This window comes from Mesorhizobium sp. M1163, assembly GCF_040318415.1.
Taxonomy (GTDB): Bacteria; Pseudomonadota; Alphaproteobacteria; order Rhizobiales; family Rhizobiaceae; genus Mesorhizobium.
The window spans coordinates 121,062-133,444 of sequence record NZ_JAMYMF010000008.1 but is presented as its reverse complement, the minus strand read 5'-3'; the positions used below and the strand labels follow the sequence as shown (position 1 = coordinate 133,444).

Below are 12,383 nucleotides of genomic sequence, written 5' to 3'. Positions count from 1 at the left end.
CACCAGTCCATTCGTCATCGAGGGGCGAAGCAAGGAGCGCAGCGACGCGGCGCAGACCCCAGGATGACGACGGTGAGGGCCTCTGCATTTCCAGGGTTCGGGGTCGGCCCGCAAAAACTGAATCACCAGAGCAAGTTAGCCGCATTCGCTACCAAGCCGATTCAACGACCTCTCTCATTGATTCAAACGAAAGGAGCCTGTCCATGGCCACCACAAGACTTCTGACCGACGCCGAGGTCGAGGCGATTCCCGCCGTGAAGGCCGTGTTCGACGACATTCGCGCGACGCGCAAATCCGACTTCGTCAACAATTTCTGGCGCGGGCTGGCCAATGATCCGGTCTCGCTGAAGCGGGTGTGGGAACAGCTCAAGGCGGTGATGGTCGCGGACAGCGTCATCGACCCGCTGACCAAGGAGATGATCTACATCGCCGTCTCGACCGCCAATGGCTGCTCCTATTGCGTTCACTCCCACACCGCCGCCGCCCGCGCCAAGGGCATGACCGAAGCGCAGCATGGCGAGTTGGTGTCGATCATCGGGCTGGCCGGGCAGACCAACCAGATGGTGACAGCGCTGCAGATTCCGATCGATCCGGAGTTCGAGGTGAGGTGAGGTGCGGCGCCTTCCCTTCTCCCCTTGTGGGGCCTTTGCAGAGAAGGCGCATAGATATGCGATTTGAGGCATATATGCTTTTTTGAGCGTCGGAGAGCGCTGCTTGGCCGTTCAGCGCGGCATTTTTCAGGATAATCGGCTCATCCGCCCGATTACGGACGGACTCCTGCTTATGCCGGCTTCTCGCCAGGCGGATGGAGGGTGCTGACCATGCGGCGCAGGTTGTAGGCGCAGGCCGCCAGCATGCACTGCGTTCGGTTGGCGGCGAGGTTGAAGAAGCGCAGGCGCCGAGTTGTGTGCGTCAAGTTCTGCAAAAATGGCGTGGCAGTAGCTGTGACGTCGGCGTGTCCGCCGCGCAGCCCCCGTGTTTAGCGGAGCGGCGGCAACTCGGGATGATGTTTGTTGGGCCGCCGCATCAGGCGGTCCTTGATGCCTGCCTCGACCAGCCGGGCATGTCTGGCGTGGGTATAATAAGCCTGATCGCCATAGACCGCCCTTTCATCGCCGCTGATCAGTGCGTCGGCCGGCTCGGTGTCGGTGACCGAAGCGTCGCTCACCTCGACGCGCCGGATCAGCGTATGATCCTGGTCGACGCCGATGTGCATCTTGTAGCCGAAGGTGCTCTTCTTGCCCTTCTTGCCCCAGCGCGCATCCTTGTCCGCCGATGGCTTGACCGGGCCCTGGTGGCCCTTCTTGGGCTGTTTCGGCGGGCGGCCGCGAGCTTGCAGGAACGAGGCATCGACCAGCGTGCCGCGCTTGACGATCAGGCCCTTGTCCTCAAGCTGGCGGTTGATCTCCTCGAACACCTTGTCGATCAGCCGCTCGCGCGTCAGCTCCTCGCGGAAGCGCCACAGCGTCGAATGGTCGGGCGTGCGGTCCGAAAGGCTGAAGCCGGCAAAGCGGCGGAACGACAGCCGGTCGCGGATCTGTGCCTCAAGCGCTGGATCGCTCAGCCCATGCCATGCGCCCAACAAAAGGCAGCGCATCAGCACTGGCGCCGGATAGCTGGCCGTGCCCGGCCCGGCTCCGCTGCGTGCGCCCAAAAGCCCGTCGATCGGACCCCAGTCGATCTCCTTCGCAACAAGATCGAAGATCATCTCATCCGACACCGCAAGGCCGTCCGCCAAGCTCAATTGACCAAGCACACGATCAACCATCCGCGAATCTCCCGTAGCGACCATGCCACAGAATCACCAATCCGATTCTGTGCAAAGGCCCCCTGTGGGAGAAGGTGGCCGAGCGAAGCTCGGTCGGATGAGGGTGCCGGAAGGATCGCGAGCCTGGAGACGTAAGTGCTTCAAATTGCCTAGATTTCCACCGCCGAGTTTCTTCCAGCACCCCTCATCCGTCTCGGCGCTGCGCGCCGATCCACCTTCTCCCACAGGGGGAGAAGCGAATGCGCGCTACACCGGCCGATAAACCTTCTCCGCCGTGTTCCAGAAGATGTCGGCCTCTGCCGCCGCGCCGTGCTTGCCCACCGCTTCCCTGTGCGCCCTGATCAGCTCGGCGTGGCTGGTCCACAGTTTCTCGATCGGGAAGTTCGATCCGAACATCAAATGATTGCTGCCGAGGATGTCGATGGCGGCGTCGACGATATAGCTGATCAGCGCCGGGTCGTTGCGGTGGACGAAGGTGCCGAGGCCGGACAGTTTTGCATAGAGGTTGGGGGCCGCTGACAGCGTGCGCAGGCCGGCTTTCCAGGCCTCGGTGGTCTCTGGCTCCATGTCGGTCAGCATGCCGGCGTGGGTGAGGATGAAATTGGTCTCGGGGTTCTCGCCGACAAGCGTCAGCCCGTCCTTCATCTGGGCGGGGAAAAGCTGCAGGTCGAAGGACAAGCCGTAGTCCTTCAGACGCGCCACATTGGCCCGCACCTTCGGGTCGATGACCTGATCGGCCGAGGCAGCGAAGCGGAAGGCCGGCATTTCGTGCCAGTGCAGCTGCATGCGCACGCCGCGCAGCAGGGGGTATTTGATCAGCCGGTCGATCTGGGAACGCACGTCGTCCACGGTCATGTCGGCATAGCCGACGATGGCGTGCGGCCAGCCGGTTTCTTCCGCGGTTTTCTGCAGGAAGGCGACCTCATTCTCGAAATCCTCCTTGGCCCAGTTGGTCTGCACATAGACCGCCTTCTCGACGCCCGAGCCTTGCTGGTCGGCGAGGAATTCCCCGATAGGATAGTCGCGGCGGATCGGCTCATATGGTCCGAAGATGCGCGGCACCATCGGCCCGACCAGCCAGGGCTGGTCCTTTTGGCGCCAGATGTGGAAATGCGCGTCGATCGCCTTCTGCATCACGAAACCCTCCTCCAGATTGCCGCGGCCGCCGGGGCTGGGCGGGCGAGCGACAGGATGAAATCGGTGAGGCCGGCGATCGACGAACCGTCGACCAGGTCGTCGAGCACTGGCAGGATGGCGCGAAGCGCTGCCGTCGCCGGCCGAAAGCGTGGATCGCCGGCCAACGGCGTCGCCAGCGAAAGCCGAAAGGCGCGGGCGCTCAGCCGGCGCATCGCCGTCTCCAGCTCGGCATGATCGCCGCGCTCCAGCGCATCCGACAGGATGACGATCGCCGCCCCGCGCGCAAAGGCCGAAAAACGCGGCACCGAGAGGAAGGCAAGCAGTGTCGGTCCCATGCGGGTGCCGCCGTCCCAGTCGTCGACCTGGGCAGCGGCGCGGGCCAGCGCCTGGTCGCGGTCGCGAATGCGCAGCGCCGAGGTGATACGGGTCAGTCGTGTGCCGAAAGTGAAGACCTCCGCCCGGTCGGCGCCTTGCACGGCCGCATGCGCCAGCTTGAGATAGTCTGAGGTGTAGAGTTTCATCGAGCCCGACACGTCGATCAGGATGAGTAGCTTGCGTGGCACTGTCTGCCGCCGGCGCAGCAGCGGCGAGGGGATATCGCCGTCGGCACTGACGATTTCGCGCAGCGAGCGGCGCAGGTCGAGCTTGCCGCGCGCATGCGTGCGCACCGTGCGGAAGGAGCGGCGGGCGGGCAAAGCGGTGGCGAGCTTGCGGCGGAAGGCGGCAAGCCCGTCGCTATCGCGGCTGAATTCGCGGACGCTCAACTGTTCGCTGGCCGAAGACAGTTCGCCGCCTTGCTCCTGGCGGACCACCTCGATTTCTTGTTCGCTGGTTTCGCCGTCATCCTTGATGCGGGTTTCCTCGTCGGCCTCGCCTCCGACCACTGCCGCGGTGCTGCCATAGAAATGGCTCCGAAAATGCGCCTCGAATTCGTCGCGGCGGTCGGGCGGCGGCGCCAGCGTGGCGAGCGCCGCTTCGCGGATGTCGGCCATCGAGCGCGGCCCAAGCAGCGTCACCGCTTGCATGAAGCCGGAGACCTGCTCGGGCGCCACTGAAAAGCCATAGCGGCGCAGCAGCCGGCCGAAGCCGAGGAAGGGCGTCGCCCCTTGAGGCAGATCCGCGGGGCTCACGCCAGCGCCTCCTCGACAATCTTGCCGAACTCGGGCGCGATGCAGGAAAGGTCCTCCTCGTCCTTGATCAGCACGCCAATGGCGCGGCGAAACGCTTCCGGCCACGGACTGCCGCCTTTTTCGAGGATCGTCGCGGCGTTCGCCCATTCGACCGCTTCGGCGATGCCGGGCGGCTTCGCCAGCGGGCGGGCGCGAATGTCGCGCACTGCGGCAGCCACGGCGCGCGCCGTGGCCTCGGCGACGTCGCCGGCGCGCAGCATGATGATCTCGGCTTCGCGCCGGGCGTCGGGATAGGTGATCCAGTGGTAGACGCAGCGCCGCCGCAGCGCTTCGGCAAGCTCACGGGTGCGGTTCGAGGTCAGGATGACGATCGGCTGCGCAGTCGCGCGAATGGTGCCGCGCTCGGGAATGCTGATCTGGAAATCGGACAGGAACTCCAGCAGCAGCGCTTCGAATTCATGGTCGGAACGGTCGATTTCGTCGACCAGCAGCACGCGCTTTTCCGGCGCTTTCAGCACCTGCAGCAGCGGCCGCGCGATGAGAAAGCGGTCGTCGTAGATGTCGACCTCGTGCTCACCGGCATGGCGGATGGCGAGCAACTGGCGCTGGTAATTCCATTCGTAGAGCGCATGTGCGGCGTCGATGCCCTCGTAGCATTGCAGCCGCACCAGGTCGCGCCCGAGCACCTCGGCAATCGCCTTCGCAGCTTCCGTCTTGCCGACGCCGGGTGCGCCTTCGAGCAGCAGCGGCTTTCCCAGCCTGATCGCCAGGAAGATGGCGGTGGCCAGGCTTTCATCGGCGAGATAGCGCGAGGCGGCGAGGCGCGACGCCACCGCCTCAGGCGAGGTCGCGACTGTCTCAGCGCTTCTCTTGGGCATTTTCAGCCCTCAGTTCGGGGCTTGCGCCTTCAGCGCCCGCAGGATGCGCTCCGGCGTGATCGGCAGCGTATCGATGCGCACACCGACAGCGTCGAAGACGGCATTGGCGACCGCCGGGATCTGCGGGTTGGCGCACATTTCGCCCGGCCCCTTGGCGCCATACGGCCCGTCCGCCGAGGGCCGTTCCAGCACGATGATCTCGGTTTGCGCGAGATCGCCAGGACCCGGCATCAGATATTGGTTGAAGTCGGTGCCGCCATGGTCGCGGTTGGGATAATAGGGCTCGGTCGTTTCGTAGAGCGCATGGCTGATGCCCATCCACGAGCCGCCAACGAGTTGCTGCTCGACCATTTTCGGGTTCAGCGCGCGGCCGATCTCAAACACGTTCTTCACCGTCAGCACGGTGACCTCGCCGGTCTCGTCGTCGACCTCGACCTCCGCCACCGTGCAGGCATGGGCGTAGCAGGTAGACGGCTTCATCGCTCCGGTCTCTTTCTCCGGATAGGAGCGGGGGATCAAAAACATGCCGCGGCCGGAAATCGAACGGCCGCGCTTGAAATGCGCCGACAGCGCGACATCGAAGATCGAGATCGATCTTTGCGGCGCGCCCTTGACCAGGATGTTGCCCTCGCCATCGGTCTCGAGGTCCGAGGCGTTTACCTCAAGTTCCTCGGCCGCCACTTCCAGCATCACCTGGCGGGCTTCCCTGGCGGCCTGGATGACCGCATTGCCGGCCCGATGCGTGCCGCGCGAGGCGAAGGTGCCCATGCAGTGCGGGCCGGTGTCAGTGTCGGCGGTGTCGACGACGACGCGGTCGGTCGGTACGCCGATCGTCTCGGCGCAGATCTGTGCCATGATCTGCTTCATGCCCTGGCCCAGGTCGACGCTGGAGAGCGTGACCATGAAATTGCCGGTCGGCGTCGAATGCACCAGCGCCTGCGTCGGGTCGCCGCCGAGATTCATGCCGGTCGGATAATTGATCGCGGCGACGCCGCGTCCGCGCCTGATCGCCATCTCAAGCTCCCTTCGCGTAAGACGACATCGTCATGAACTTCTCCGCCACTGGCCAGTTGGCGGCGCGCGAGGCTTCCTGCATGCACTCGATCAGCGCCGCCCCCTCCGTCGGCTGCCGGTGTGCCTTCATGTCGCCGTCGCGGTAGGCGTTGATGAAGCGGAATTCGAGAGGGTCCATGCCGATCAGCCGGGCGAGCTTGTCCATCTGCACCTCCAGCGCGAAGTCGCCGATGGTGACGCCGAAACCGCGCATCGCCGAGGACGGGGTACGGTTGGTGTAGACGCAGTAGGTGTCGATCCAGACATTCGGGATCGTATACGGGCCAGGATAGTGCCCGGCGCCCTTCTGCGCGCCGTAGGGCGAATGGCGCGAATAGGCGCCGGCATCGGTGTAGCCGGTCACTTTCCGCGCCACGATGCGGCCGTCGTTCATGACGCCGTCCTTGATGACGACCTTCTCGGCGGCGCGCGGCGAGGAAATCTGCATCTCCTCCTCGCGGCTATAGACAAAACAAACCGGTCGTCCGGTTAGTTTGGCGCCGAGGATGGCGATCGGCTCGACGATGACGTCGACCTTGCCGCCAAAACCGCCGCCGACGGTGCCGCCGACGAAATGCAGCTTGTTGCCGGGCATCTGCAGGATGATCGAGGCGTTGTCGAGCGTGAAGAACATCGCCTGCGTGTTGGTGTAGCAGGTGAAGCGGTCGTTGCCCTCCGGTGCGACGATGCAGCCGGTCGTCTCGGTCGGCGCATGCTCGATCGGCGAGGACTGATAGGTTTGTTCGAGCACGTGGTCGGCTGTGGCAAAGCCTGCCTCGACATCGCCAAAGCGCACCTTGCGGCATTCGCCGCTGTCGTAGAGGTAATAGTTCCGGCCGTGATACTCGTTGACGATCGGCGCGTCGGGCTTCAGCGCTTCCTCCATGTCGAAGACGGCCGGCAGCACCTCGTAGTCGACCTTGACCTTGGCGGCGGCTTCCTGCGCGGCGCGCTCGGTCTCGGCCAGCACCGCCACCACCGCCTCGCCCTTCCAGCGCACCTTGCCGTCAGCCAGCACCGTCTCGTCCTCCGGCCCGATCTGGATCAGGATCAGGATGGTGTAGACATTGTGCGGCACATCCTTGGCGGTCAGCACCTTGACGACACCCGGATGCTTTTCCGCCTCGGACGTATCGATGCTGCGTATGCGGGCGTGATGGTGCGGGCTGCGCACCATCTTCAGGTGCAGCATGCCGGGAAAATTGCGGTCGGCGAAATAGGTGGTCTTGCCAGTGACATGGCCGGGTGAATCCGAACGCGGCCGCGGCTGGCCGATCTCGTGCAGATCGTCCTTGCGCTGGTCGGCGAAATAGCTCTTGCGGAGTTCCATTTTCTTAACTCCCTCAAACCGCGTTCTGCGAATTGGAGCGCGCGGCGGTCAGCACCGCCTGGATGATCGGCTCGTAACCGGTGCAGCGGCAGATATTGCCCGACAGCGCCTCGACCACGTCCTCGCGGCTGGGGTTCGGCGTGTGATCGAGCAGTACCTTGGCTGCCATGATCATGCCCGGCGTGCAGAAACCGCATTGCGTGGCGAAAGCATCGAGGAAAGCGCGTTGCAGCGGATGCAGCACGCCGCCTTCCGAAAGCCCCGACGTCGTGGTGACGGCCGCACCGTTGCAGGTCTCGGCCAACGTCAGGCAGGACAGCCTGAGCTCGCCATCGATGATGACCGTGCAGGCGCCGCAAGTGCCTTGATGGCAGCCGCCTTTTGGCGAGGTGTCGCCGATCTTGTCGCGCAGCGCGTGAAGCAGCGTCGTGCCGCTGTCGATGAACTCGGCCTTTTCGGCACCATTGAGCGTGAACTGAACCGGGACCTTCGCCATCTTTATTACTCCTTGCGCCGCAGCCAGGGCTTTCAGGCGAGCAGCAGCCGGCCGAGATGGACCGGCAGGACTTCGTTGCGATACCAGGCACTGGCGATCGGATCGGTTGGCGGCGAAGTGCCGTCGTGGGCAACGGCCAGTGCCGGTGCGATGCCGTCTGCGGTGAGTTTGCGGCCAATCAAGGCTTTCTCCGCCGTCCTGGCACGGATCGGCCGGTCGGCCATGCAGCCGAGCGCGATCCGCGCTGACGTGACAGTGCCGTCCGGCGTGTGTTCCAGCATGGTGGCGATGCTCAGCACCGAGACGCCCTTTGGCTTGACCCGCGACACTTTCAGGAAGCGAAAACCGCCTTCCTTCGGAAGCGTGAAGCCGACCGCAGTGACGATGGCGTGATTGCTCTCGCGCTTTGCCAGAAAGGTTTCGATCGGCAGCTCGCCGTAGTCGGTGGTGACGGTTGCGTCCAAAGCCAGCAGTGCAACGGTGAAATCGCCGTAAGGCGTTGGCGCGAAGAGATTGCCGCCGACCGTAGCCATGTTGCGGATCGCCGGTCCGCCGACGGCGCGCGCGGCGTGGGCCAGTGGAGCGAAATCCGGGTGACGGGCGATCGCCGCCATGGTCACCGAAGCGCCGATGCGGACCTCGCCGCCGGAAATGCGGATGACCGACAGCGCCGGTTCGGTCGACCGGATGAAACCGGAAATCGACACGTCGCCTTCGTTGGCGGCGCGCACGACCAGTGTGCCGCCACCGAGATAGCGGGTGCCGGCGGCCTTCAGCGCCGCGCCAGCGTCCTTCACCGTCGGGAAAGTCTGCAGTGCAAGCGCCATGGAACGCTCCTGGTTGTCAGCTCAATTCAGTTCAACCTTGCCGGCGAAATGGGCCTTCAGGGCGTTGAAGCCGCCCTGGAAGACGTTGGCGCCCATGCCTTCGGCCAGCTTGTCGGCTTCTTCGGGAGGGGCGTCGAAGCTGGCGGTCCATTCGGCATAGGTGCGGTCGCCGTCGGTCACCCGCCGCAACTGCAGCGTCGCCTTGTGGTTGGTAAGCGGTTGCGGCGTCTCCAGGATGGAGTAGCTGACGAGGAAATTCTCGTCGGAGAAATCGAGCAGCTTTTCGCGGAGGCGGGCGCCGCTGGCGAGCTGGAAATTGCGTACGCAGCCGATCGTGCCGGCGTCCTTGCCGTCCTCGATGTGGCTTTCGACCATGCGCGGATGCCAGGTCGGCAGACCGTTGAAGTCGCGTATGCGTGCCCAGACCTTTTCGACCGGCGCGTCGATGACGCTGGAGATGGTGACTTTCGCCATATGATCGTTCCCTTGCAAATCAGCTGCTTGGGAGGGTAGGGCGGCAGACTCGGCGGCGCTTATCAATGCGTCTTGAACGCCTATCAATTAGTCTGAAAAACGGGCGCTCAGCTGATCGCCCGCGCCGCCTCGCGGTAAAGCGTCGGCGGAACGCCGACATGGTCGCGGAAGAAGCGCGAGAAATTGCCCTGGGTGGTGAAGCCGAGATTGCAGGCGACCGAGATCAGCGGCTCCTGCGACCACTGCAATTGCCGCACCGCTTCCTCCATGCGCAGCGTGTTCCAATAGACGTTGGGCGTCAGATTGGTCTGTTCCTTGAACAGGGCGAAGAAATGCGGCCGCGACAGGCCGACGCTGCGCGCCACGTCGTCGAAGCAGATGCGCTCGCAGACATTGGCTTTCATCAGCTGGATCGCCTTGCGGACGCGAAAATCCTGCATGGTGTGGACGCGGGCGCGCACCGTCTGCGGTGCGCAGGCGTCGGCGGCATCGAGCACGCTGTCGATGAAGCGCTCGATCTCGTAATTGGCGATGTCGTCGATGCTCTCATTGTCGCTGAGATGGTCGAGAAGGTTGGCCGCTGCCTTGTGCAGCCAAGGCTCGAGCGTGATTGCCGGGGCGGAGAACAGCGGCGCGGCGGAAGGCAGCTCGCGGCGCCTTCGAGCCCAGTCCGGATCGATGTAAAAGGCGAGGAACAGGCCGGGCGTGCCGTCGCGGGACAGAGCGTGGCTGTGCGGCTGGAAGGAATTGATGCCGGCGGCGGTGCCCGGTCCAAGCCGCACCGTCTCGCGGCCGATGGTCATCTCGCCGGCCGTGCCTTCCAGCCAGATGATGATATGCGCCTCGACATGGGCATGGGTGACGAAGTCGCTGGCGACGTTCAGGACAGAAACATGTCCGAACCGGCCCCAGTAGAGCCTGATCGCTTCCGTCATGGGTATATCCTCCCGCAGGCGACTGGCCTCCCTTCGCCTGCTGCGAGCGATTGTGCGGCTCAGTTCGGGCTTGCGTCAAGACGGATGTGCACGCCCGGGCGCCGGCCATGCGCCGCAGCGGCGGATTTTCAGACTCGGCGATAGGAAGAAGGCGAGCGTTTCCAGGCCGGTATGGCAAGACCGGTGCGGTCGACGGCAACCGGCACTCCCTTCGAGGCTGAGCAAGGACTTTTGCCAGCGAAGCAACTTTGCCCCGCCGGCGGAAAAGTTCAGTCGTTGCGCCTGAAATTGCGGATGCGGTCGAACAGCACGGCAAGCAGGATGGCGCCGCCGATGAACACGCCTTGCCAGAAGGCATTGATGCCGAGCAGGCCGAGGCTGTTGCGGATGACCTCGATCAGCGCCGCGCCAACGACTGCGCCGAAGGCTGTGCCCATGCCGCCGGCCAGGTTGGCGCCACCGATGACGGTGGCGGCGATCACCTGAAGCTCCATGCCGTTGCCGAGATTTGTGGTGACCGCGCCCAGCCAGCCGGTCTGGATGATGCCGGCAAGGCCCGCCGCCAGTGCCGAGATCATGTAGACGACAACCTTGATCTGGCGCACAGGAACGCCGGTCAGCGTCGCCGCATGCTCGTTGCCGCCGATGGCGAAGATGTGCCGGCCGAATTTCGTCCAGCGCAGCACGAAGCCGGTGATCATCGCCAGTACGATCATATAGAGCACCGGATTGGCGATGCCGAACACCCAGGCGCCGCCGCCAAGCGCCAGCAGCTTGTCGTGGTCCGGCCCGAACTGGAAGACGACGGTGTTGTTGGAGGCGACCATGGCAAGGCTGCGTGCGATCGAGAGCATGCCAAGCGTCACCACGAAGGGCGGAAAGCCGAGATAAGCGATCAGAACCCCGTTGAAGGCGCCGATGATCAGCGCCGTCGCGATCGCTGCGGCAATGCCGGTCTCGATGCCGTAGCCGGCATGCATGGTCACGGCCAGCACCATCGAGCACAGGCAAAGCACCGAGCCGACCGACAGGTCGATACCGCCGGTGATGATGACGAAGGTCATGCCGAGCGCCACGATGGCGACGAAGGTGATGTTGCGGGTGATGTTGTAGAGGTTCTTGGTCGTGGCGAAGGAATCCGTGGCCACGGACAGGAACAGGCAGGCGAGGATGACCGCGATCACCACCCAGAAGGTCTGGCTGGCAAACACCTTGCTCAGCAAGGTGTGCTGCTTGTGCGCGATCGTCTGATCAAGGGTGACTGCCATTATCGACCTTTTTTACTCATGGTTGAGGCGTCAATCATACCTGTTCGATAGCGCCGGTGATGAGCCCGGTGACTTCTTCCGGCGAACTCGATGCGATCGTCTTGTCGGCGACCTTGCGGCCGCGCCGCATGACGATGACGCGGTCGGCGACGTCAAAGACGTCGGGCATGCGGTGGCTGATCAGCACGACGGCGATGCCCTGGTCGCGCAAATGGCGGATCAGGTTCAATACCTCGGCGACCTGGCGGACCGAGATCGCCGCCGTCGGCTCGTCCATCAGCACGATCTTGGCCTGCGAAAGCATGGTGCGGGCGATCGCTACCGCTTGCCGCTGGCCGCCCGACATCTGTTTGACCAGGTCGCGCGGGCGGGTTTCGGATTTCAGCTCGGCGAAGATCTGGCCGGCACGTTTGTACATGGCGGCATAGTCGAGGATGCGAAGCGGCCCGAGGCCGCGGCGCAATTCACGGCCGAGATAGACGTTGGCGGCGGCCGTCAGATTGTTGCACAGTGCCAGGTCCTGATGGACGATTTCGATGCCGTGCTGGCGCGCCTCGACCGGCTTGTGCAGGATCAGCTCCTTGCCGTCCATCTGCATCGTGCCATGGCTCGGTGGGAAATTGCCGGCGATCATCTTGACCAGCGTCGACTTGCCGGCGCCGTTGTCGCCCATCAGGCCGACAACCTGTCCGGCCTCGATCGACAACGAAACGTCGTTGACCGCCTGGATGGCGCCAAAATGCTTCGAGATGTTGGTGAGTTCGAGAACCGCCACCAGCCTTCTTGCCTCCCCGTGCTTTGCGGCCTGCGGTTCTGCCGCGGCCTTTCGCTCTCCCCAGTTCCTCCCGGAAGCAGCGATTTTGCCCATTTACGCATAAGCCACCTTGGCGTCAACCACGGCTTCTTTCGAAAAATCAGTTTTGTAGGACAAATAGCATTGACGTCGGTGACAAGGCGATATTAGCTAAGTGTCGGAGGAGCTTGCGCCGATCCCCCGGGTTGCCGGAAGGAATCGGTGAAGGTTTGTCGGTCAGGGATTTGGTAACCAGCAGTATCTGTCGGTGCCGGTCTGAGACTGAATATGAAA

At 64.0% G+C, this 12,383-nt stretch carries 13 protein-coding genes; 1 reads left to right on the top strand and 12 read right to left on the bottom strand.

From position 1 onward, the window contains the following. Positions 1–203 precede the first annotated feature (203 nt). Complete coding sequence (locus NKH43_RS10370; protein ID WP_352857983.1) at positions 204–611, top strand: carboxymuconolactone decarboxylase family protein; 408 nt, start codon at positions 204–206, stop codon at positions 609–611. Positions 612–979: 368 nt separating this feature from the next. Here NKH43_RS10370 and NKH43_RS10365 read toward each other — a convergent pair whose 3' ends face one another. The 12 genes from NKH43_RS10365 to NKH43_RS10310 all read right to left on the bottom strand — a co-directional run bounded on the left by NKH43_RS10365 (position 980) and on the right by NKH43_RS10310 (position 12,071). After that, complete coding sequence (locus NKH43_RS10365) at positions 980–1,768, bottom strand: IS5 family transposase (protein WP_352857979.1); 789 nt, start codon at positions 1,766–1,768, stop codon at positions 980–982. 246 nt (positions 1,769–2,014) lie between these two features. Beyond that, positions 2,015–2,902 (bottom strand): amidohydrolase family protein, encoded by an 888-nt coding sequence (locus NKH43_RS10360; protein ID WP_352481707.1) that lies wholly within the window; start codon positions 2,900–2,902, stop codon positions 2,015–2,017. Further along, positions 2,902–4,035 (bottom strand): vWA domain-containing protein, encoded by a 1,134-nt coding sequence (locus NKH43_RS10355; protein WP_352788615.1) that lies wholly within the window; start codon positions 4,033–4,035, stop codon positions 2,902–2,904. Before NKH43_RS10355 ends, NKH43_RS10360 begins: the two co-directional genes overlap by 1 nt. Beyond that, on the bottom strand, positions 4,032–4,913 hold the full coding sequence (locus NKH43_RS10350) for an AAA family ATPase (protein ID WP_023721265.1): 882 nt from the start codon (positions 4,911–4,913) through the stop codon (positions 4,032–4,034). The genes NKH43_RS10355 and NKH43_RS10350 overlap by 4 nt, the downstream gene beginning before the upstream one ends. Before the next feature lie 9 nt (positions 4,914–4,922). Continuing rightward, positions 4,923–5,927, bottom strand: coding sequence for a xanthine dehydrogenase family protein molybdopterin-binding subunit (locus NKH43_RS10345; protein ID WP_023721264.1), 1,005 nt, complete (start codon positions 5,925–5,927; stop codon positions 4,923–4,925). A 1-nt stretch (position 5,928) separates the two neighbouring features. Then, on the bottom strand, positions 5,929–7,296 hold the full coding sequence (locus NKH43_RS10340) for a xanthine dehydrogenase family protein molybdopterin-binding subunit (protein WP_023721263.1): 1,368 nt from the start codon (positions 7,294–7,296) through the stop codon (positions 5,929–5,931). A gap of 13 nt (positions 7,297–7,309) precedes the next feature. Further along, positions 7,310–7,792, bottom strand: a complete 483-nt coding sequence (locus NKH43_RS10335) for a (2Fe-2S)-binding protein (RefSeq protein WP_352481581.1) — start codon at positions 7,790–7,792, stop codon at positions 7,310–7,312. Between the two features lie 32 nt (positions 7,793–7,824). After that, the gene (locus NKH43_RS10330) at positions 7,825–8,619 is read right to left on the bottom strand and encodes an FAD binding domain-containing protein (RefSeq protein WP_352857976.1); all 795 of its coding nucleotides are present in this window, start codon (positions 8,617–8,619) and stop codon (positions 7,825–7,827) included. A gap of 21 nt (positions 8,620–8,640) precedes the next feature. Further along, the gene (locus NKH43_RS10325) at positions 8,641–9,093 is read right to left on the bottom strand and encodes an SRPBCC family protein (protein WP_352481579.1); all 453 of its coding nucleotides are present in this window, start codon (positions 9,091–9,093) and stop codon (positions 8,641–8,643) included. Between the two features lie 107 nt (positions 9,094–9,200). Then, positions 9,201–10,028 (bottom strand): AraC family transcriptional regulator, encoded by an 828-nt coding sequence (locus NKH43_RS10320; protein ID WP_352641216.1) that lies wholly within the window; start codon positions 10,026–10,028, stop codon positions 9,201–9,203. 269 nt (positions 10,029–10,297) lie between these two features. Continuing rightward, on the bottom strand, positions 10,298–11,296 hold the full coding sequence (locus NKH43_RS10315) for an ABC transporter permease (RefSeq protein ID WP_023721258.1): 999 nt from the start codon (positions 11,294–11,296) through the stop codon (positions 10,298–10,300). 34 nt (positions 11,297–11,330) lie between these two features. Further along, complete coding sequence (locus NKH43_RS10310; RefSeq protein ID WP_023675804.1) at positions 11,331–12,071, bottom strand: ATP-binding cassette domain-containing protein; 741 nt, start codon at positions 12,069–12,071, stop codon at positions 11,331–11,333. Positions 12,072–12,383: the final 312 nt, after the last annotated feature.